The organism is Frisingicoccus caecimuris (genome assembly GCF_004340975.1).
GTDB lineage: Bacteria > Bacillota > Clostridia > Lachnospirales > Lachnospiraceae > Frisingicoccus > Frisingicoccus caecimuris.
The window spans coordinates 85,830-106,929 of the sequence record NZ_SLXA01000006.1 but is presented as its reverse complement, the minus strand read 5'-3'; the positions used below and the strand labels follow the sequence as shown (position 1 = coordinate 106,929).

The following is a 21,100-nucleotide window of genomic DNA, read 5'->3' as shown; positions in this document are numbered from 1 at the left end:
CCATGAATGGTCAGGAAGTGTTAAAATAGTTTTATACTGGAAAGGATTGTTTTAGAGCGGGGTGAAGCGGATGAAAATGGATATTCCGGAAAAGGCGGCTATGGTCATTAAGGAACTGATGGATCATGGGTTTGAAGCTTATGCTGTCGGTGGCTGCGTACGAGACAGTATTTTGGGACGTCGGCCGGAGGACTGGGACATTACTACGTCTGCGAGGCCGGAACAGGTCAAACACATTTTTCCAAGGACGATAGATACGGGGATAGAACACGGCACGGTAACAGTGTTGATGGACAGGGAATCCTTTGAGGTGACGACGTACCGGGTCGATGGAGATTATGAAGATCACCGGCATCCGAAGGAAGTTACATTTACGGCCAGTCTCGAAGAAGATTTGAAGCGGCGGGACTTTACGATCAATGCCATGGCCTATAATCCGGAGACCGGGTTGGTGGATATATTTCACGGTATAGAAGATTTGAAACAAGGGATCATTCGTTGCGTGGGCAACCCGGAGGCGCGTTTTAATGAGGATGCCCTCAGAATTCTTCGGGCAATCCGTTTTTCAGCTCAGCTTGGATTCTGTATTGATGAAGCGACCCGGCGGGCCATGTCCGGAAAGGCAGAGGACCTGAAGGAAGTCAGTGCGGAACGCGTTCGGGTTGAGTTGGTCAAACTGCTTATATCAAAGCACCCGGAGTATATTCGGGAGGCCTGCCGACTTGGTATCACCCGGGTGATTTTACCGGAGTACGACCGTATTGTAGGTGTCGCACAGCATACGCCAAATCATATATATGATGTGGAAGAGCATACGCTGCTTGCGTTAAAAAATATTGAGCCGGACACGTCACTTCGGCTGACTATGCTTTTTCACGATTTTGGCAAACCTGTTGTGAAGAAAACAGATGGTGGCAGAGATATTTTTTATAAACATCCGGAGGTCAGTGCCGAGATGTGCCGAAGGATTTTAAAGCGGCTTAAATTTGACAATCATACATTGGAAAAGGTATATCGATTGGTCAAATGGCATGGATTAAAATATCTTCCGAATGACGTCAGTGTACGGCGGGCGCTAAATCGTGTGGGAAGTGATATTTTTGAAGATTTTATTAAAGTCCAGCGGGCGGATATATCCGCCAAAAATCCGGTGGTGGTGCCGAAAAAGATGAGGCAGCTGGCTGAGAAAGAGGCTATTTACCGGAAGATTATCCGAAGGGGTGATTGCTTTCACGTGAAGATGCTGGCGGTGAATGGAAGAGATCTGATTCAGGCCGGGATTCCTCAGGGACCGATACTCGGAGCCGTTCTGGAACGGCTGGTGGAGCGGGTGATTGATGAACCGGAACTGAATGAGAGGGAAAAGCTTCTCGAACTTGCGGACAGTGTGAAGTCAGACCCGACGATTTTTGATGAAAAGGAATATTTCTTTGAACATTAATAAAAATAAGATGGTATCGAAAAAATCAATACCATCTTATTTTTTATTTACCAGAAATTTTATTTTTCATTCTCTGGAAAAATCCAACTTTCGGCGGGGCTGTCAATGCCGGGCCGCGTAAGCTCTTGACACTTAAAATGTACATGCCGCTGACCATCGCTTTTACTTCCTGTCTTACAGGAATTAAGTCATAAACTTTTTCGTCGGCAATAAGGGTCATAATTCTAGGTCCAATCTTGGCTTTGACAATCGGCACTTTGGAGCGTCGATAAAGCTTTGGTGTGGAATCTATGACAATTTTTGGCAGGCCAGATTCAGTCAGTTTCATTTTCTTCTTGTCAATGACCAGCATGGTCATCGGCTGTGCGGCAGCCTCAATCTGCTGCTGTGCAGTTTCGGCTTTTTTCTGCTGCTTGTTTCCCCAGAATGTAAGAAAGGCCAGGGCAGCCACTAAGACCACGAGGACGACAATCAGAACTATGGCCGGTGTAGACAAAAGTGCAACAGGTATCATCGTCTGCTTCCTCCTTAAAAATTCAGTCCTTGTCAATTGTACCATGCTTTGGTTTAAAAATGAATAGTAAAAATGAAAGAATTTGGATTATTTTTCATTAAGCATGGTGCGAATTTGTTCCTGAACCGTCGTTCCGAGACGTTTTTTCTCTGCCGGAGTCAATTCAGACACAAAAATCGGAGCGCCGAAACGGACAGACACGGTCTGTCGTTTGACCTTAGGAATATGCGTTTCAAAAATATTTTCCGTGTTCTCGATTGCCACCGGAACGATGGGACATCCGGTTTTTGTGGCGATTTTAAATCCGCCCTCTTTGAAAGGAATCATCTCACCGTTGAGGCTTCGGGTACCTTCCGGGAATAAGAATATGGAAGTACCGGATTTGATCAGCTCGATGCAGTTAAGGATGGTTTTAAGACCTTCACGGACATTTTCTCTGTCCAGAAACTGACAGTTGATATAACGCATCCATCGGCTGATACAAGGCACCTTTTCCATTTCTTTTTTGGAAACAAAGCCTGTATTGTTTTTTACCAGCGTATAGCAGGTAGGAATATCATAGTAGCTCCGGTGGTTGGCCACATAGAGAACCGGTGTGTCCTTTGGCACATTTTCCTGTCCCTCAGCCTTTAAAGTGGTGCCGCTGGCAAAAAGAACCATTTTAAAGCCCCAGACAACGAAGCTCTGGGAAATCTTTGCCTTTTTCATTGGACTGAAATGGCCAATGATATTGACGATCAGGTACATAGGCAGACTGATGATGGAAAACAACAGTAAAAATAAAATAATGCACAAAAAACGAATCATGACAGATCAACCTCCTCTGATTCATCGTCAGCAGTTTCCGCTGGAGACTGGTTACGGCCGAAAAGCTCCGACAGTTCTTTAAGGTAGGCAGCCGTACCCGGATTTAACTGTTCCTGACAATAACGCCATGACCAGTTTCCCTGGCATGTCCCAGGCATATTCATGCGGCAGGAACTGTCGAGACCTAAAACATCCTGAATAGGGAAAAGGACATAGCGGGCCACCGAACCCATGGCCAGTCGGATAAAATCCCAGTGAACATTGCTGCCGTCGCAGCTTAAATAGCGTCTGACCTTGTCCTGAGATTCGGGAGAGGCCTGCCGATACCACCCCTGAGTTGTGTCATTGTCATGGGTTCCTGTGTAGCAGACACAGTTTTCGATATAGTTATAAGGCAGATAATCATTGTCCCGGATATCAGCAAAGGCAAATTGGAGAATCCGCATTCCCGGAAGCCCATAGTTGTCGCGGAGCGCCTCTACAGCCGGAGTGATAACGCCAAGGTCCTCGGCGATGATTGGCAGAGGACCATTAAAGGCTTTAAGAACATGGTCAAAAAAGTCAGTTCCCGGTCCCTTTTTCCACTGACCGTTAATCGCTGTTTCCTCGCCGTAAGGAATGGCCCAATAAGCTTCAAAGCCACGGAAATGGTCGATACGGAGAAGGTCTGTCAGGTTCAGTTGGTGACGGATCCGGCGAATCCACCATTGGTAATGGCTTTTTTTGTGCGCATCCCAGTTATAGAGAGGATTGCCCCAGAGCTGACCAGTGGTGCTGAAATAGTCTGGAGGTACGCCGGCAACGACTGTCGGATAGCCTTCGTCGTCCAACAGGAATAATTCCTGATTGGCCCAGACGTCTGCACTGTCAGGAGAGACAAAAATCGGTATATCGCCGATGATCTGGATGCCGTTGGCGTGGGCGTAGGCTTTGAATTCTTCCCACTGTTTGAAAAAGATATACTGGACAAAACGATAATAATCAATAGTGTCCTTCAGGTCTTTCAGAGCAGCGGCTCTGGATGATGCTGTGAGGGATTTATATTCCGGTTCCCATTCAGTCCAGGCTTTGCCGTCGTGAGTATCCTTCAAGGCCATAAATAGAGCGTAGTCGGTCAGCCAGTCTTCGTTTTTCTTACAAAAGGTCCGAAATTCATCCAGCAACAGAATGATCGGAGTGTGCTGAAAATGGGTATAGGCCTTTTTTAAAAGTCTGGTCTTATATGGAATGAGTGTCCCATAGTCCACATGGCTCATATCCCATTCCGGAATTTCAGCCAGATCATCTTTTGTCAACAGTTCCCAGTCCATTAATTTTTCCGGACTGATAATGAGGGGCTGGCCGGCAAAGGCGGAAAATGCCTGATAAGGGGAATCTCCGAAACCAGTAGGTCCGAGAGGAAGACATTGCCAGAGCGTCTGGCCGGCTTCTTTTAAAAAGTCGATAAAATCATAAGCACCCTTTCCAAGGTCGCCAATACCATAGGGACCTGGAAAAGATGTGGGATGTACAAGAATTCCGCTCTGCCGGAGTTTTGTTATTTTCTTTTGTTGCATAAGTTACCTCCAACGTAAAAATCTTACCTTCTATCATACACGATTTCCATATTATAATGCAAGAAGCTGATAGTATTCTTCCAGAGTCAGCCCCTCTTTTTTTAAAAAGGCAGCCAGATTTTTACCTACATAGCGGAAATGCCAGGGCTCATAAGCATAACCGGTGATATGCTCTTTCCCGGCCGGGTAGCGGAGAGTGAAGCCATAGGCGGCCGCATTTTGGCGCAGCCACCTGCCCTCAGGCGTATTTTCAACATTGGCGGTCAGGGCGGATTGGACGGATGGGGAGGAAATATCCATGGCAAGCCCGGTTTGGTGTTCACTCTGACCGGGTCTGGCAGAATACAGGGAGGTGTGCATTTCACCTTTAACGGCCAGATTGCTGGTGTAAATGTTTTTCTGACGTTCATAGGAACGGAAACCGGAAACGCCGATGGGGTGTAGTCCGGCAGCCTCCGCATCCCGAAACATGGTCTCCAGTGCTCTGGCGGCCGGGCGCCGCATATAATTTCTGGAGTCATCACCGACATGGGCAAAGGGGATATTTACAGGAATCAGGTCCGCAGGCACATAATCTTCCGGTAGAGAATGGGTCTTGTTGACGAGAATACCGAGATAATCATTATTCATGAAATAAGTCACCAGAGGCATTTTAAATTAGTTTATGTAAAAAAAATGAGATGGTGCGGAACCATACCGGAAAAATAAGCATATCATAAGGATGAATAGTGATGGGAGGCGCGTATGGATTATCGAAATCTGCATCAAATGAATCTGTATGATGTTTTCGGCGACAGTCCCTGGACGCAGGAAGATTTGTTTCTGAAGGACAGAGCCTATATGAAGAAAATATGCCCGAAACAAAACAGAGAGATGCTTCGTTGGGTGGAGGATGTATGTGATGAAGAAGAATATGACGGCAGTTGTATGTATGATGAATACCCGGATGCAACTGCCATGGAACGAATGGCTGACAAGGCCTATGACCGGGCCGGACGGCCGGAGCCGGAGGACTGGAGCCGGGCGCTGCTGATGAGTTTGCTTTATGATGAAATTTGCTATCGAAGAAATCGACGGAGAGAATTTAAACAGAGACTTTATCCAAGATAGGGCGCGGGGCGGCAATTGCCGCCCCTTGTGAAGTCGGAATGGGTATGGTACAATACTTTGGAAAGGATTGAACGATGAAACAATTAGATGAAATTTTAAATACCGCTTTGACATGGGAATTATCGGATATGACGCTCAGTAACCGGAAAAATAACGGAGAGATTCAGAAAATCAAAGTCCGTCCGGTCGTCATCAAAGATCAACTGGTATTTCAGGCGGCCCAGTATACAAAAACACAGGTTTTTCATAAAAATATTGAAGAGGGACGGGTAAAAGCATGGGCTCAGGAACTGATCCAAAATGAGTTTAAACAGACTCAAATTCGCACCGGAGACCGGGAATATACCATATTGTCCGGCAAGAAGGGAAATATCACGGTGAAGGAGAGAAAGGTGACGGAGTGCCGGAAGACAGACAGGACTGACCTGGCGCATAATCGGAAAAAGATGTATATTCTGCCTGAGGGAACGCCGGTGCCCTTTCTTGTGGATTTGGGCGTTATGACGGCAGAGGGGAAGATCGTCCGTTCGAAGTATGACAAATATCGACAGATTAACCGGTTTCTGGAATTTATTCAGGATATATTGCCAGAGTTGCCGAAGGACCGGACGCTGACTATGATTGACTTTGGCTGCGGCAAGTCCTATCTCACCTTTGCCATATATTATTATTTGAATATTTTAATGGGCTATTCGGTCAAGATGATTGGTCTGGATTTAAAGTCCGATGTGATTCGGCATTGTAATGATTTAAAGGACAAGTATGGTTATGATAAGCTGGAATTTATCCATGGGGATATTGCGGATTTTGAGGGAGCTGAATCGGTGGATATGGTAGTGACGCTTCATGCCTGCGATACGGCGACGGATCATGCATTGTACAAAGCAATCCGGTGGAACGCTAAGGTGATTTTGTCCGTGCCATGCTGTCAGCATGAACTGAACGGACAGATAAAAAATGATGTACTTGCTCCGGTGCTGCATTATGGCCTTTTAAAGGAACGGATGGCGGCACTCATGACAGATGGACTAAGGGGGCAGCTGCTGGAAGTGATGGGCTACAGGACTCAGCTGCTGGAATTTATTGATATGGAACATACGCCGAAGAACATTTTGATCCGGGCGGTAAAATCGGGTCCAGTCCGGGGAAGGGATTCGAAGGAACTGGCGGCTTATGAAGCCTGTGCGGAAGCCATCCATGGGAATCTGACCTTGTACCGTCTGCTCTTTTCGGATTTAGAAGAAGGAAGAAATAGGATATGAAGAATAAGAAAAAAATAGCATTTATAGCGGGGTTTTATCTGGTGTCCTTTATTGTGGCACTGCTTCTGACGAGTCATGTCCTCAATTATGAGCGTATTCATCCGTCAAGAAATCAGGGGGATACGTCGCTGATCAAGCTGTATGTAAAAAACAGTGGCATGCGGATTAATGAAATGGATGCCTATGTCCAGGAGATGAATGCTTCCTATCTGCGTCTGAGTGTGACGCCGGTTTCTGCGAACAAAACCATTACACTTCAGATGAGTGAGCCGGTGACGAATGCCCGGAAAATTTCCTATGCCCTGATGGATGAAAATAACAGTCAGGAGATTGAAACGGGAGAATGTCCGGAAATCCAGCGAGTGGAAGGCCAGCGGCAGACGGAGATTGCCTTTACGGCAGACTTGCAGGAGGGCAGAGAATACTGTCTGAATCTGACAGTAGAGGATGACGGTCGGAACACCTACTATTATTATACCCGTGTTGTTTATGGAAATAATCTTCAGGCTTTTGACAAACTGCAGTTTGTTTCGGATTTCCATGCGGCAATTTTTGAGAAAACGTCGTCGTCACGGATTGGCGAATATTTGCAGTATTCCTCAGATGCGGTCAGTGATGATTTTCGGAAGGTGTCAATTTCGTCAGACAGCGAGACGGTCACCTGGGGGGATTTAAATCCATCCGTCGTTGGAGATGTGGATATGACGATCGTCAATCTGGACAGTCAGACCGGAGAAATCCAGCTCACCTATGAGATCGAGGCCCGGGATGACAGTGGTAATGATTATAACTATATGGTCAAAGAATTTTATGAGGTATCTTGTACGGGAAGTACGGCGAGCCTGATCGGATATTCCAGAACAATGGAAGAAAAGCTGGATGAGCAGTCCTTTGCTTTTAACAATAACCGGATGCGTCTTGGAATTATTGACGAAAGTAAGATGGATATCCAGGTTTATGGCAAAGAAGAGCCGGAAGAGGAAGAGACGCAGGCCGGAGAAACCGGTCAGGAGACCCAGGCGGCGGATACGACGGAATATAATACGTATATCAGTTTTGTGGCGGATGGCGGCCTGTGGGTATATAATACCCGGGATAATATTTTAACTCAGGCCTTTGACTTTGAACGGAGAAGTCAGGCCGGCAGCAGGGATTCCAGCTATATGAATCACGGTGTCAAAGTGCTGCGGACCGAAGAAAACGGCGATTTATATTTTGCCGTGTATGGTTATATGTATAACGGGGATAACGAAGGTCGTTTCGGTATTGCGGTGAATCGCTATAACCGGGTGGATGGTACCTACTCCGAAGTTCTGTTCATTCCGTATGATAAGAGTTTCAGTATGTTAAGCCGGGGAATCCAGAAGATGGCGTTTATTGATGGAAACGATATGTTCTATCTTTGCCTGGAAGATACAATTTACCGGTTTGACATCATCATGAAGAAAGTAGATGTGGTGCTGGAACAGGCAGAATCTGAAGACTGTGCCATTTCAGGAGATGGCCGGAGTATTGTCATTTCTCACAGAAATGGGGCCGGCGCCGTGACGGAGATCGAGTGGCGGGATCTGGAGACCGGTGAGACTCAGAATATTTTGCTAAAAGGGCAGCGGATGGCGCTGATTGGCATGGTTGGAGAAAATCTGGTCTACGGTGAAGCAAATTCGGCTGATGAAGAACGACTGGATGTTTTATATATTGTTGATAGCGGATTGAATGTACTGAAAGAATATAAGGTGGATGGCGGATACATCAGCGGAGCGCAGATTGAAGGAAACCTCCTTGAGATATACCGGCGTGATAATAGCGGGACCGACCTGCCGGTAGATTATATCGTCTATAATGAAAATAATAGTCAGAATATCAGTGCCTACAGTGTACGTGACGATGTGCGCAAACGTGAGACATGGCTTGTCACCAACGAATACGGTAATACCATGCCGGTGGTGTTATTTGCCAGAGGTATCGAATCTTATCGGAATACGGGGATGGAATTCCAGACTCAGGGAGAAGAATACACGGGATATTTTGTATATACAAATGATTATATGATGAAATATCCGACCTTTAAGGAGGCTTATCAGGAAGCTTTATCTAATGATGGTAAAGTCCTGGATAATCAGGGGCGACTGATCAGCCGGCCGTCGGTACGTTATGAAGAGAAGGAACTGGGCGGACAGGCGATCACCCTGGCCGGGGAAGATCAGATGGCTCAGCAGCAGGCGGTACTTGAATGGCTTTTCAAATATGAAAAAACGGGTGGAGAGCCGACACTGGCCAGTGATGATATGTTTGAAAACCTTCGGGCCAATTTCCCGGATTTCCATATGGTCGATATGACCGGAATTGGACTCGATGACGCTCTGACGATGATTTCAGAAGGCGTTCCATTGATTGTTAAAAACAGCGAGGGTACATGGTGTGTCGCCGAGGGTTATGCCAGCGGTTATATTTCGATTGCGGATCCAAAAGATGGTACGGTCGTCAGCTATGAACAGGCTTCGGCGGTGGACGGCATCGCATCCTCCGGTAATGTGATCTATAGTTATTACAAATAGTTAAAAACATGCCCATGCCCTCCTGAAAGCTTGCGAGAACGCTTTATGGAGGGCATGGGCATATTTTAATATTGAGCTCATATCAGAGGACAGGTGAATATATTCATAAAATGGTAATGGCGATTGGCGGGAAAACATACAGATATTTTTGATAGAAATATTTGGCCGGTGCAGTAGCAGGTTTGTATAGAGTTCATTGCCAATAGTCAAAAACATCCTCCCCGGAAAGCGTTCTCGCAAGCTTTACGGGGAGGATGTTTTTGACAATCTTATTTTAAATTTTCCGGGTTGAGACCATCCAATTCGGGCAGGACGAAGCGTCCATCCTCACGGATGAGTACGTCGTCAAACCAGATACGACCGCCGCCGTATTCTGGTCTCTGAATACATACCAGATCCCAGTGAATTGCCGAATGGTTGCCATTTGGCGCGTCGTCGTAGCAGTTGCCCGGTGTAAAATGGAAAGATCCCATGATCTTTTCATCAAAGAGGGTATCTTTCATCGGGTTCAGAATATATGGGTTGACGCCGAGGGCAAATTCGCCCACATAACGGGCGCCGTCGTCGGTATCAAGTACCTGATTGATTCGGGCAGTGTCGTTGGCGGTGGCCTTGACAATTTTTCCATTTTCGAAGGTGAAGCAAATATTTTCAAATGTAAAGCCCTGGAAAACAGCCGGTGTATTGTAGGTCAGAGTGCCGTTGATGGAATCTTTGACCGGAGCCGTGTAGACTTCACCGTCAGGAATATTCATGTTGCCGGAGCATTTGATGGCCGGAATGCCTTTGATGGAGAAAGTCAGATCGGTCCCCGGACCCTCGATGCGGACTTTATCAGTTTTATTCATAAGTTCGATGAGCGGCGTCATGGCTTCGCCCATTTTCTCATAATCCAGACAGCAAACGTCAAAATAGAAATCCTCAAAAGCTTCCAGACTCTGGTTATTGAGCTGAGCCATCGAGTTATTTGGATAGCGCATAACGCACCAGCGCAGCTTCGGCACACGGATTTCATGATGGACCGGTGTGCTGTAGAGACGTTCATAGAGGGCCAGATTTTCGGCCGGAACATCTGAATTTTCGGAAATATTATCGGCGCCGCGAACAGCAAGATAACAGTCCATCTGAGCCATTTCTGAAGCAGCGACCTGGGCCATCAGGCGAAGCTGTTCTTCATTGCAGTGGAGCAGCATTTCTCGATGAACTCTCGGGTTTGTATAGTGTGGGAAAGGCATAGCGCCGGCGGCATAGGTCTCCTTGATCAGCTGACGTGCCAATGCTTCCGTACTTTCTCCGGTATAGTCGATATATACTTTATCGCCGGATTTTACCTGAATTGACTTGTGAATGAGATTATGAGCGAACACTTTAATACGTTCATCCATATTAAAACCTTCCTTTCGTTAATCATTGCCAGCATATTATACATCTGAATTTACGGAAAGTCCACCTTTACATACGATAATTTACACCGATAGTTGCCCCTTTACGAAAGAGAAAATATAATGTAAAATATAGAAGATTGATAATAATACGGGGGTATTCGAAATGGATTTAGTAACTGTAAGAGAATTATACAGAAATTCTTCAAAATATGTAGATCAGAAAGTTCGTATCGGAGGATGGGTACGAAATCTGAGAGATTCCAAGACTTTTGGATTTTTAGTTATTAATGACGGAACTTATTTCCAGACGCTTCAGGTGGTTTTTGGCGAGCAGCTGGATAATTTTCAGGAGATTTGTAAGTTGAATGTGGGGGCAGCTGTTATTGTAGAGGGGACTTTGGTAGCGACACCGAAGGCAAAACAACCGTTTGAGATTCAGGCGGACAGTGTCTATGTAGAAGGCGCTTCCACGCCGGATTATCCGATTCAGCCGAAACGGCATAGCTTTGAATATCTGCGGACGATGACCCATCTCCGGGCACGGACAAATACCTTCCAGGCTGTGTTCCGCGTACGTTCTCTGATTGCTTATGCCATCCACAAATTTTTCCAGGAACGGGATTTTGTTTATGTGCATACACCACTGATCACAGGCAGTGACTGCGAAGGAGCCGGTGAGATGTTCCGTGTGACGACACTGGAACTGGAAAATATACCGAAGGATGAGGAAGGCCATGTGGATTATTCTAAGGATTTCTTTGGTAAGGAAACGAACCTGACCGTCAGTGGGCAGTTGAACGGAGAGACCTTTGCGATGGCTTTCCGGAATATTTACACCTTTGGTCCGACTTTCCGGGCGGAAAATTCGAATACGACCCGCCATGCGGCAGAGTTCTGGATGATCGAGCCGGAGATGGCTTTTGCAGACCTGGATGATAATATGGCTCTGGCCGAAGCCATGTTAAAGTATGTTATCAATTATGTTCTGGAGAATGCGCCGGAAGAGATGAATTTCTTTAACCAGTTTGTCGATAAGGGACTGATCGAACGTCTGAAACATGTGGCAGATTCGGATTTTGCCCATGTGACTTACACCGAGGCTGTAGAGCTTTTGGAAAAACACAACGATAAGTTCGAATATAAGGTTCACTGGGGAACAGATCTGCAGACGGAACATGAGCGTTACCTGACAGAAAAAGTCTTTAAACGTCCGGTATTTGTGACGGATTATCCAAAGGAAATCAAGGCGTTTTATATGAAGATGAATCCGGATAACAAGACGGTTGCGGCGATGGACCTGCTCGTGCCGGGCATTGGAGAGATTATCGGAGGCAGTCAGCGTGAGGACAACTATGACAAACTGATCCAGAGAATGAATGAGCTTGGATTAAGAGAAGAGGACTATGCTTTCTATCTGGACCTGCGCCGTTACGGTTCCACTCGTCATGCCGGTTTTGGACTTGGATTTGAGCGCTGTGTGATGTATCTGACCGGTATGGGCAATATCCGCGACGTTATTCCGTTCCCAAGAACGGTTAAAAACTGTGATATTTAAGATGATTTGTGAGGGGAGGCTGCGGCAGGCAGCCTCTTTTTTCTTCAATGAGTACATATTAGAGGTGGCAGAAAATTATGTTTAAGAAGTGTAGAATTCCCAAAATTCCGAGTATATTGCTGTGGTCTGTAACGCCGGCCATCAGCTTTTGGCTGTTGGAGACGCTGACGCATTCAGTGGCAAAGGATATGGAGTTCCCATTAATTGCATTGAACCTGGTATTTTATTATTTGCTTTACGGGCTGATCCTGGTCATATCCAAAAGGAGTTTTGTCAGTCTGGGCCTGGGAAGTCTTTTGGTGATGATCATAGGCCTTGTAGATTATTATGTGATTCAATTTCGTTCGGTGCCATTATATCCGTGGGATATTTTATCTGTGAAAACAGCGATGAGTGTATCCGATAATTACAGTTACAGTCTGGATAACGATGCACGGATATGTGTTTTGGGATTTGTACTCCTTATTATGATAGGAATTTTTACAAGCTGGAAACTGCCGTTTAAAAATCACCAGTATCATTTATTGTCGGTACTGAGTGTTGCCGGGGCGTTTGTTCTTTATGGAACTTCGGTGCAGATGCCGGCGGTACATAAGGCGGTGGGTTTTTATGAATATCATTTTACACCAAATGCCTTTTATCAAATGAACGGTTTTATTGTCAGCTTTGTTTCAAATATGCAGTATCTGGATGTTTCAAAGCCGGCAAATTACAGCGTAGAAAAAGTTCAGCAGATTCTGGAGCCGTACATAGAAGCCGAGGAAGTTGATTCGGTATATCCAAACATTATCGTCATTATGAATGAGGCATTTTCGGACCCGGCCGTTCTCGGCGATTTTGAGACAAATATCGATTATATGCCTTTTATACGCTCATTAAGTGAGAATACGGTCAAAGGACAACTCATGGTCTCTGTTAAAGGCGGTAATACGGCGAATTCCGAATATGAATTTTTGACTGGAAATTCGATGGCTTTTCTACCGTCGGGGTCTGTTCCTTACCAGCAGTACATTCGCGGAGACATGCCGTCGGTGGCCAGCCAGTTGAAGAATCTGGGGTATGATACATTTTCTATACATCCTTACCGGGCCAATGGCTGGAACCGGGATAAGGTTTACAAGTATTTTGGATTCGATACGAGTTATTTCAAAGAAAGCTTTGTGAATGCTCCGATACTGCGGGAATATACGACAGATCTGGCGACCTATCAGAAGATTGTCGATATTTATACGGCAAAAATGCCGGGACAGCCAATGTTTGTTTTTGATGTAACTATGCAGAATCACAGCAGCTACAGTAAGGAATATGATAATTTCACACCGGATGTAAAAGTGTCAGGCGCCAACGGCAGCGCCAGACTTTTAGAGCGGTATTTATCATTGATCAAGGTGTCGGATGAGGCATTCGGCCAACTGGTGGGCTATTTTTCCCAGGTGGATGAACCGACGGTGATTCTCATGTTTGGCGATCATCAGCCGGCAGACTGGGTCGTAAGCCCTATTTACCGGATGAACGGTGTGGAGGATACCAATTCCTGGTCCGAATCGATGGAGCGGTATGAAGTGCCTTTTGTGCTCTGGGCAAATTATGATATTGATGAGGAAGCTGTCAGAGAGGAAATCAGCTATGATTTTTCCGAATATGATATTTTCAGTGTCAACTACTTAAGTACCATGCTTTTTGAGGCGGCAGGACTTCCGATGAGTCCGTTCCAGAAATATATGAAAGATATCATGAAAGATTATCCGGTGTTGACGGCGAATATGTTTCTTGACAGTGAAGGTGTTTATTTTGGAGTAAATATGACCCAGTCGCTGCCGGAAGAACTAAAAGATTATGCTATCTTAAATTATAATCTTTTGTTTGATGCAAAACACAGAAAGAACGAATGGTATACCCGATAAGGTATGCCGTCAGAAACGAGGTGAGTAAGATGCGATTTATCCATGTGGCGGATATTCATATGGGAGCGGTTCCCGACAGAGGAAAATCCTGGTCCCAGAAGCGTTCGGAAGAGATTGAAGCGACCTTTTACGGACTTTTGAAAGAAGCCGGACGGCAGGGGATTGACCTGATATTGATCGCGGGGGATATTTTCCACCGGCCGCCGACGAAACGGGAGTTGAAGGAGCTGAATTACCGTCTGGAATCCATAGCGCCAGTCCAGGTGGCAGCGATGGCCGGAAATCATGACTACATCGGAGAAGGTTCTAATTACAGGGATTTTTCGTGGGCGGATAATGTGCACTTTTTCCGTCAGGAGAAGGTGGATGTCATATACATAGAAGCATTGGATACCTGGGTTTATGGACTGAGTTATGAACACAGAGAGATTAAACAGCCGCTCTATGACAAGGTACGGCCGTTGGATAAACCGGGATATCACATCCTTCTTGCCCATGGAGGGGACGAAAAGCATATTCCGATTCAGAAAAAGGAGCTCTTGTCGGCGGGATTCGATTATGTGGCTCTGGGGCATATCCATAAACCGGAGATCATTTCTGAAGCGATGGCTTATGCCGGGGCCCTGGAACCAATCGATCGGCTGGATATGGGATCGAGAGGATATATTTACGGAGAAATTACCGATCGGGGTACGCGGCTTCAGTTTTGCCCGGCTTCCCGAAGAGAATATCGGGAGCTGGTTTTGGAGTCAGATACAGATATGACCAGCGGAGAGATGGAACAGTGGTTGGAGCAGCAGATTCATATCGAGGGTGCAGAGCATCTCTATAATGTGGTGTTAAAGGGGTACAGAGATATGGATATTGTTTATGATCTGGACAGACTGGCTCACGTGGGAAATGTGGTGTCCGTGAAGGATGAAACGCTGCCCTGGTTTGACTTTGAGCGGCTGTATAATGAAAATTCAGAAAATCTCATCGGGATGTTTATTAAAAAGGTGTATCAGATGCCGATGGATGAACATCGCAGAGAGCAAATTTTGAGCTATGGTCTGCAGGCCATGTATCACGGAAGGGGTGGAAATGAGAGATGATCATTGATACGTTAAATATAACGCATTTTGGACGTTTTCATCAGGCAAGTCTGCGTCTCTCACCGGGAATTAACGTGGTTTACGGCGAAAATGAGGCCGGGAAATCCACTCTCCATCAATTTATCCAGGCGATGCTCTTTGGCGTAGAGCGTCTTCGGGGAAAGGCGTCAAGAAAAGACGAATACGCCCGTTTTCAACCGTGGGAGCAGGGGAAAAACTATGAAGGTTCGATGGTGATCGAGCATGAGGGAGAAATGTATCGTCTGACGCGAAATTTCTATAAGGAAGATGAATATTTCAGGGTGGAGCAGCTTCGCACGGGGAAGGAAATATTACTTCCCGGCGGTCAGATGGACCATCTTGTAGATGGTTTAAATCGGACGAATTTCAGGAATACATTGAGTATCGGTCAGCTTGAAAGTTCGATTGATGCCCGGTTTGGGCTGACTTTGCAGGCTTATATGGCAAATGTACAGCGGACCAAGAATCAGGATATAGATTTACAGCGGACATTGGACTATCTGCGGAAGGAAAAGAAGGCCCGGTTTGACCGAAGCCCGGAGAGACAGCTTCAGAATTTGAAAGTACAGGCGGAGACCATGGAGGCGGAGACGGATCAATACCAAAAGCTTCTTGAAGAAATCCAACAGCAAAAGACGATGCTGGAACATGTCCGCAGCCAGAGACAGGCGGAACGCCAGACAGGCAGAGAAAGCCGGAAGCGGGAACGTCAGGAGCGGATGGAAGCTATTCGTCTGATTGAAGAAAACAATTATGTGGCGGCCCAGTATCAGCAGAAGAAAGCGGCATATGACCGGCTCAAACACCAGGCTGCGGAGGAAGATTTTGATGTGATGAAAGAACAGTGGGATGCGGCAAATGAAGAGTATGATGATTTGTCCGACCGTTATGGGCAGCTTATGGGACGCAACCTGGCTATTTTGTTTTCTGTGATGATGTTTGGACTGATTCCGGTCGTGGCTGTTTTTTTTCTGAAAAACAATCCGTTGGTCCGGGTTGGTATATTGCTTGTGTTTATAGCTCTGCTGGCGGTGACAGCTCTGCTTCTCCAAATGGGAAGAAAGCGTATGGGGCTTCGGGTCAGTGAGAGTAAAGAAAATCTGGACGAACTTCATGATGAGATGGAACAGCATATGTTCGGCCGGGGCGGCCGTGAAATGCTGCGCCAGATGAAAGAAGAGCTTCAGGCTCTGCGGGAACAGTATGAGCAGCTCCAGATTCCATTGCAGCCCTATCTTGAAAAATATGGTGATGACATTTCGCTTGATATGGAGGCGGAAGAGGACGATGAAATGTTAGAGGTTTTGAGGCAAAAGGAAGAAAGTCTGACCAAATCTCTGGAACGGTTGTTTGTCCGGAAAGAAACCTTTGAGCAGAAAGAAGAAGAGAGAGAATCTTTAGAAATGGATATTCAGCGCCTTTCTGAAGAAGTCCGGGAGGAGCAGGAACAAGCGGGGATCATTGACGAATGTATGACGATCATCCGGGATTTATCGGAAGAGATTCATTCCGACTTTGGACCGGCGCTGAATACGGAGGTGTCCAAAATGATATGGGAGCTGACCGGTGGTAAATACGAACGGGTTGTCGTGGATAATGAATTGAATCTGAGAGTGGATACAGGTGAACGTTTTGTGGACTGTGACCAACTCAGCACAGGGACACGGGAACAGCTCTATCTGGCGCTGCGGCTGGCGATGGTAAAGCTCCTTTTCCCGAAAAAAGACGTGCCGGTAATTTTTGATGACAGTTTTGTATTTTATGATGACCGTCGACTGGCCCGGACATTATCATGGATTGGCAGTCAGGGGTTTGCCCAGGTGATTTTATTTACATGTCAGCATAGGGAAATGGACGCTCTGGAACGCATGGGGGTAGAATATACGCCGATTTATATGGATTAAGAAAGGGGGAGAACAGCCGAATTGGCTGATACTCCCCCTTTCTTGTTTAAAGAGGCGGATTCAAAAGTTGATTATTCTTTAGCTAAAATGGCAGCTATTCTGCTCATAATAGGCAGGGCAATAAAAATAGCAGCTGTTCCAAGACATAATAAAGGCAGAAACTTTTGAGGCCAGAATTCAATGACATTGGAATTGACCATACACCATACACTGTTAAATAAAATTTCTATTAAAGAAAATATGGCAACTCGAATGATGTATTCAGCCCACTTGTTTTTGATATTTTTGGTGATGACAATGCACCAGTTCATGACAGGAAATAGATAATTGATGGCGACGGCAATGGCAAAGGCTCCTGCCCAACCAAAGAGAACCCCCCGTATGGTAATTGGTGCGCCTAAAAGTACCTGGGCTGAAAAACTTAGAACAAGGGACATGATGGCGCCCATACCTGTTTCAAGAATTCTTCCAAATTTCACTTCATTCATAATGAATACCTCCATCCGATTGCTTCTTTTAAAGTGTCATTTTCGGATTTTAATAAATTCTTTTCTACTTCTTCTACAATGAAATCGCTGATAATATCAAAGATTTTTCTTCCTGTTTCGGCGGTGGCAACACGTGGGTCGCCAAAATAAGTATCTGGGGCGCCAAGGTCTATGAAATTATCCACACCGGCTTCCCATTTTTCAAAGAAGTGTTCGGCAGCATGATTTGGTTTCAAAGTATTTAAAATTTTCATATCTACCCATTCTGGATGAAGATACATGATTTGAGCCGTTTCGATTTCTCCTGCATGGATATCCCATTCAGGATGTTCTCCTTTGCATACATGAAAAGCTTTCGGAAGACCTTCAGCAAAAAAATCAGAAAAATGAAATTCAAAATCTGAATATTTTTGTTTTACATTTTCTGCGCCCTGCTTAATGGCATCGATGCTCGGGCCTTCAGCGTGGCCGCTTATGAGCATCATTTTTTTAAATCCCTGTCTGGCCAGACCTGTGCAGACATCTTCTACAATTGCTGTGAGTGTTTCAGCTCGAATGGTTGTGGTTCCCGGAAAACAGCTGGCTGCGTCAGCAAGGCAGTAAGTGATTGGAGTTGCAATCAAAGATTCAATGCCATTGTCCTGGAGTTTTCTTGCAGTATCTTCTGCCATTTGGCAGGCGGTCAGTACATCGGCACTAAGTGGAAGATGTGGACCATGGGCTTCCATTGGACTTACTGGAAGAAAAGCTAAATCTGTTTTGGTGGATAATTCTTTAAACTGGTCTCTGTTCATGGCGTGCATTTTGTTTAACATATGTGTTCCCTCCGTTTATTTAATAGTGTTTTTGAATACCGGAAGTACCAGTATATCAATTAGAATATATCATGTTCACGTAAAATGAGTCAATTGGATAAAATAATAAAATTTACAGCATATATTTGTGAAAAATACATAAAAATATGTTGATTTATAAAAAGATGGTGTGAAATATCATGGAAACACAAACAGATATACCGGTATTCAAAAATCAAAGAGGAGATTTTAAATGCTTGCCTTTCAAAGAATGATATAGTACAATAGAGCATATCTAAAGTCAGAGTATATGTATTTGGAGGAAACGCATATGTCAATGCTGTTGAAAGACGAAGCATACGATAAACTTATTCGTATGATTAATGATGGCGAATTAGTCTATGGACAGACATATTCGTTAAATATATTGGCTTCACAGATGGGAATGTCCAGGACACCGGTCAGAGAAGCTGTACAGAAACTTTGTGATGAAAAAAGACTGGATATGATGCCAAGCAGGGGTTTTTGCATTCATAATATAACTCCAGATGAGATGCTTCATCACTATCATTTCAGCAATGCTGTTGAGGGCTATTGCGTTCGATGCTTGGCCAAGAAATACCAAACAGATAAAAGGAATAAATATGTCCGGAGAATGAAACATTTACTGCTCGATATGGAAGAGTCTTTGTCAGAAGAGGTGCCTTTTGGAGATTATTTTGAGTTGGATCAGCAATTCCATGCAGAAATTTTTGATTCACTGGAAGATTCCTATTTTTCTGAATTAAAATCTTCTCCAATGGGATTTTTTAATCGCTCGGAGTTGCAATTAAGAGAGAGAAAGATTACAAGAAAGGCAATATATGATTGTCATAAAAAGATTCTGGGAGCTATTTGCGCCGGAGACTGTGATGGAGCCTATGAGGCAATGATGCAGCATGCTGCTTTGATGATGGAGTCTTTGTGAAAAAATGGAGAATAAAAAAGGGGCTGGTAAATCAGGAATATATGAAGAGTTTTTTTACTACCATGAATTATTCCGCCGCTTTCTTGACCGGCAGATGCTGTATGATATGCATCACTCCAGATTTGGAGACCGGAACAGTTATTCCAAAACAGACATGGATGCAATATTCATGCACATGAAAGATGACCATATGCGGAATGTACAGCTAAAACCGGGAAATATTCTCGAATTGTAACGATATCTGGACACTGGCTCCATTCTTAAAAACCAAAGAGAAATTTACAAAAGAAAAGCACAAGGAAACAAGCGACTCTATGTATCAAAGAACTTTATTGCCAGGAGACAGAAATCGTATGAAAACATCATAAGTGAAGAGAGAATAAAAGAGAAAATATCCATAAATTTGGAAGTTCTTCTCTTTTTTGGTAAAAAGCCAGGAAGTCTCGCTTGTATAACTGTCTAATCAGTTATACAAGCGAGACTCCCTCTTTTTGAAGTTAAAAATTAGATTTCGTGATTGTTATACTTGTTTAATAATTTATGAATCTTTTCATTCGGATCGAGTAATTCACTGATGGAATGGTCATGATTCAGAGAGTCGATCAGAAGAGCGATATATTTGCTCAGATCGACATTCACGTAGTATGGTCTGGAAAGCAATTCCGGCGACTGGTAGATACAGTTTGTTGTCAGAATTTTGCTGATCGTACCCTCTTCATAAGCTTTATCGAAGGCAGCCAGACCATTTGTAAAGAGGCCAAAAGTTGAGGCGACAAAAACACGATTCGCTTTTCGCTTTTTCAATTCTCTGGCCGTATCGAGCATACTTTCTCCGGAAGAAATCATATCGTCGATGATAACAACGTCTTTACCTTCAACGGATGCGCCCAGGAATTCGTGGGCAACGATCGGATTACGTCCGTCTACAACACGTGAATAGTCGCGGCGTTTGTAGAACATACCCATATCAATACCGAGGACGTTTGCGTAATATACGGCGCGGGTCATAGCTCCCTCGTCCGGGCTGATGATCATCATATGGTCGCTGTCTACGGTCAGGTCTTTTACGGAGTGGAAAAGAGCCTTGATAAACTGGTAGTTCGGCTGAATACTTTCAAAACCACTCATCGGAATTGCGTTCTGGACACGAGGATCGTGAGCGTCAAAGGTAATAATATTTTCCACACCCATGCTCATTAATTCCTGAAGAGCAAGTGCACAGTCGAGGGATTCACGGGCTGTACGTTTATGCTGGCGGCTTTCATACAGGAAAGGCATGATAACGTTGATGCGGCGTGCTTTACCGGAAGCAGCGGCAATCAGACGTTTTAAATCGGAATAGTGGTCATCCGGTGACATGCGGTTCATATGGCCACATAATTTGTATTCAATATTGTAGTTGGTAACGTCAACGATTAGGTACAAATCTTTTCCGCGGATAGATTCGTTGATCGTTCCTTTTGCTTCCCCGGAACCAAAACGGGAACATTTTGCATCAATAATGTAAGTGTCCTGTTTGTAGTTTTCGAAAAGGATGTTTCCGCTATGTGCGCTTTCGCGTTCCTTACGCCAGGAAACGATGTACTCATTGACTTTTTTGCCAAGCTCCCAGCTGCTCTGCAGAGGGATGATTCCCAATTGACCAACAGGGATGGTTTCTTTGAAATCGATGTTGAGCTGACTCATGATTTACCTCCGTACTTTTAGGGTTTTTATTGATAGATTTGTGTTTTATAACCA

General features: G+C 45.0%; 18 protein-coding genes. 10 read left to right on the top strand and 8 right to left on the bottom strand.

The genetic code is table 11. The features are described 5' to 3' along the window. Positions 1–70: 70 nt before the first annotated feature. Positions 71–1,441: a CCA tRNA nucleotidyltransferase gene (locus tag EV212_RS07780; RefSeq protein ID WP_132091378.1), complete on the top strand. Its 1,371-nt coding sequence runs from the start codon at positions 71–73 to the stop codon at positions 1,439–1,441. Positions 1,442–1,484: 43 nt separating this feature from the next. On the opposite strand, the gene EV212_RS07775 is transcribed toward EV212_RS07780, so the two are convergent. From EV212_RS07775 to EV212_RS07760, 4 genes are all read right to left on the bottom strand, one after another. Further along, positions 1,485–1,955: a hypothetical protein gene (locus EV212_RS07775; protein ID WP_243115506.1), complete on the bottom strand. Its 471-nt coding sequence runs from the start codon at positions 1,953–1,955 to the stop codon at positions 1,485–1,487. Positions 1,956–2,042: 87 nt separating this feature from the next. Beyond that, positions 2,043–2,762 (bottom strand): lysophospholipid acyltransferase family protein, encoded by a 720-nt coding sequence (locus EV212_RS07770; protein ID WP_132091373.1) that lies wholly within the window; start codon positions 2,760–2,762, stop codon positions 2,043–2,045. Then, positions 2,759–4,318, bottom strand: coding sequence for a 4-alpha-glucanotransferase (gene malQ, locus EV212_RS07765; protein ID WP_132091369.1), 1,560 nt, complete (start codon positions 4,316–4,318; stop codon positions 2,759–2,761). The genes EV212_RS07770 and malQ overlap by 4 nt, the downstream gene beginning before the upstream one ends. 51 nt (positions 4,319–4,369) lie before the next feature. Continuing rightward, a complete protein-coding gene (locus EV212_RS07760; RefSeq protein ID WP_165873332.1) occupies positions 4,370–4,948 on the bottom strand; it encodes a M15 family metallopeptidase in 579 nt (192 codons plus the stop codon). Positions 4,949–5,062: 114 nt separating this feature from the next. On the opposite strand from EV212_RS07760, the gene EV212_RS07755 reads away from it, so the two are divergent. The 3 genes from EV212_RS07755 to EV212_RS07745 all read left to right on the top strand — a co-directional run bounded on the left by EV212_RS07755 (position 5,063) and on the right by EV212_RS07745 (position 9,248). Further along, positions 5,063–5,428: a hypothetical protein gene (locus EV212_RS07755; protein WP_132091363.1), complete on the top strand. Its 366-nt coding sequence runs from the start codon at positions 5,063–5,065 to the stop codon at positions 5,426–5,428. A gap of 74 nt (positions 5,429–5,502) precedes the next feature. Continuing rightward, complete coding sequence (locus tag EV212_RS07750) at positions 5,503–6,690, top strand: class I SAM-dependent methyltransferase (RefSeq protein WP_132091360.1); 1,188 nt, start codon at positions 5,503–5,505, stop codon at positions 6,688–6,690. Then, a complete protein-coding gene (locus EV212_RS07745; protein ID WP_132091357.1) occupies positions 6,687–9,248 on the top strand; it encodes a hypothetical protein in 2,562 nt (853 codons plus the stop codon). The genes EV212_RS07750 and EV212_RS07745 overlap by 4 nt, the downstream gene beginning before the upstream one ends. A 269-nt stretch (positions 9,249–9,517) precedes the next feature. On the opposite strand, the gene EV212_RS07740 is transcribed toward EV212_RS07745, so the two are convergent. Continuing rightward, positions 9,518–10,633, bottom strand: coding sequence for an aminopeptidase (locus EV212_RS07740; RefSeq protein ID WP_132091354.1), 1,116 nt, complete (start codon positions 10,631–10,633; stop codon positions 9,518–9,520). 163 nt (positions 10,634–10,796) lie between these two features. Here EV212_RS07740 and asnS point away from each other — a divergent pair, with 163 nt between their 5' ends. From asnS to EV212_RS07720, 4 genes are all read left to right on the top strand, one after another. After that, a complete protein-coding gene (gene asnS, locus EV212_RS07735) occupies positions 10,797–12,188 on the top strand; it encodes an asparagine--tRNA ligase (protein WP_132091351.1) in 1,392 nt (463 codons plus the stop codon). Between the two features lie 77 nt (positions 12,189–12,265). Beyond that, positions 12,266–14,092, top strand: a complete 1,827-nt coding sequence (locus tag EV212_RS07730) for an LTA synthase family protein (protein WP_132091348.1) — start codon at positions 12,266–12,268, stop codon at positions 14,090–14,092. 29 nt (positions 14,093–14,121) lie between these two features. Next, on the top strand, positions 14,122–15,186 hold the full coding sequence (locus EV212_RS07725) for a metallophosphoesterase family protein (protein WP_165873331.1): 1,065 nt from the start codon (positions 14,122–14,124) through the stop codon (positions 15,184–15,186). Next, the gene (locus EV212_RS07720) at positions 15,183–17,111 is read left to right on the top strand and encodes an ATP-binding protein (RefSeq protein ID WP_132091341.1); all 1,929 of its coding nucleotides are present in this window, start codon (positions 15,183–15,185) and stop codon (positions 17,109–17,111) included. The genes EV212_RS07725 and EV212_RS07720 overlap by 4 nt, the downstream gene beginning before the upstream one ends. A 71-nt stretch (positions 17,112–17,182) precedes the next feature. Here EV212_RS07720 and EV212_RS07715 read toward each other — a convergent pair whose 3' ends face one another. Both EV212_RS07715 and EV212_RS07710 read right to left on the bottom strand, forming a co-directional pair. Next, on the bottom strand, positions 17,183–17,599 hold the full coding sequence (locus tag EV212_RS07715; RefSeq protein ID WP_132091338.1) for a hypothetical protein: 417 nt from the start codon (positions 17,597–17,599) through the stop codon (positions 17,183–17,185). Further along, positions 17,596–18,414, bottom strand: a complete 819-nt coding sequence (locus tag EV212_RS07710; protein ID WP_132091335.1) for a creatininase family protein — start codon at positions 18,412–18,414, stop codon at positions 17,596–17,598. Before EV212_RS07710 ends, EV212_RS07715 begins: the two co-directional genes overlap by 4 nt. A gap of 310 nt (positions 18,415–18,724) precedes the next feature. On the opposite strand from EV212_RS07710, the gene EV212_RS07705 reads away from it, so the two are divergent. Together EV212_RS07705 and EV212_RS07700 are read left to right on the top strand one after the other, a co-directional pair. Then, positions 18,725–19,360: a GntR family transcriptional regulator gene (locus tag EV212_RS07705; RefSeq protein ID WP_165873330.1), complete on the top strand. Its 636-nt coding sequence runs from the start codon at positions 18,725–18,727 to the stop codon at positions 19,358–19,360. A 4-nt stretch (positions 19,361–19,364) separates the two neighbouring features. Next, the gene (locus tag EV212_RS07700; RefSeq protein WP_132091329.1) at positions 19,365–19,595 is read left to right on the top strand and encodes a hypothetical protein; all 231 of its coding nucleotides are present in this window, start codon (positions 19,365–19,367) and stop codon (positions 19,593–19,595) included. A gap of 269 nt (positions 19,596–19,864) precedes the next feature. Here the strand turns inward: EV212_RS07700 and EV212_RS07695 are convergent, their stop codons facing one another. Next, entirely contained in the window at positions 19,865–21,046 is a 1,182-nt protein-coding gene (locus EV212_RS07695) for a ribose-phosphate pyrophosphokinase (RefSeq protein WP_132091326.1), read from the bottom strand. Positions 21,047–21,100: the final 54 nt, after the last annotated feature.

What these genes read in the sequence shown, in the direction of transcription:
- EV212_RS07750 (WP_132091360.1), top strand. Translation starts at nt 5,503, where the DNA reads ATGAAACAATTAGATGAAATTTTAAATACCGCTTTGACATGGGAATTA.
- EV212_RS07740 (WP_132091354.1), bottom strand. Translation starts at nt 10,633, where the DNA reads ATGGATGAACGTATTAAAGTGTTCGCTCATAATCTCATTCACAAGTCA.
- EV212_RS07705 (WP_165873330.1), top strand. Translation starts at nt 18,725, where the DNA reads ATGTCAATGCTGTTGAAAGACGAAGCATACGATAAACTTATTCGTATG.
- asnS (WP_132091351.1), top strand. Translation starts at nt 10,797, where the DNA reads ATGGATTTAGTAACTGTAAGAGAATTATACAGAAATTCTTCAAAATAT.
- EV212_RS07700 (WP_132091329.1), top strand. Translation starts at nt 19,365, where the DNA reads ATGGAGAATAAAAAAGGGGCTGGTAAATCAGGAATATATGAAGAGTTT.
- EV212_RS07760 (WP_165873332.1), bottom strand. Translation starts at nt 4,948, where the DNA reads ATGAATAATGATTATCTCGGTATTCTCGTCAACAAGACCCATTCTCTA.
- EV212_RS07715 (WP_132091338.1), bottom strand. Translation starts at nt 17,599, where the DNA reads ATGAATGAAGTGAAATTTGGAAGAATTCTTGAAACAGGTATGGGCGCC.
- EV212_RS07745 (WP_132091357.1), top strand. Translation starts at nt 6,687, where the DNA reads ATGAAGAATAAGAAAAAAATAGCATTTATAGCGGGGTTTTATCTGGTG.
- malQ (WP_132091369.1), bottom strand. Translation starts at nt 4,318, where the DNA reads ATGCAACAAAAGAAAATAACAAAACTCCGGCAGAGCGGAATTCTTGTA.
- EV212_RS07710 (WP_132091335.1), bottom strand. Translation starts at nt 18,414, where the DNA reads ATGTTAAACAAAATGCACGCCATGAACAGAGACCAGTTTAAAGAATTA.
- EV212_RS07725 (WP_165873331.1), top strand. Translation starts at nt 14,122, where the DNA reads ATGCGATTTATCCATGTGGCGGATATTCATATGGGAGCGGTTCCCGAC.
- EV212_RS07730 (WP_132091348.1), top strand. Translation starts at nt 12,266, where the DNA reads ATGTTTAAGAAGTGTAGAATTCCCAAAATTCCGAGTATATTGCTGTGG.
- EV212_RS07775 (WP_243115506.1), bottom strand. Translation starts at nt 1,955, where the DNA reads ATGATACCTGTTGCACTTTTGTCTACACCGGCCATAGTTCTGATTGTC.
- EV212_RS07770 (WP_132091373.1), bottom strand. Translation starts at nt 2,762, where the DNA reads ATGATTCGTTTTTTGTGCATTATTTTATTTTTACTGTTGTTTTCCATC.
- EV212_RS07780 (WP_132091378.1), top strand. Translation starts at nt 71, where the DNA reads ATGAAAATGGATATTCCGGAAAAGGCGGCTATGGTCATTAAGGAACTG.
- EV212_RS07755 (WP_132091363.1), top strand. Translation starts at nt 5,063, where the DNA reads ATGGATTATCGAAATCTGCATCAAATGAATCTGTATGATGTTTTCGGC.
- EV212_RS07720 (WP_132091341.1), top strand. Translation starts at nt 15,183, where the DNA reads ATGATCATTGATACGTTAAATATAACGCATTTTGGACGTTTTCATCAG.
- EV212_RS07695 (WP_132091326.1), bottom strand. Translation starts at nt 21,046, where the DNA reads ATGAGTCAGCTCAACATCGATTTCAAAGAAACCATCCCTGTTGGTCAA.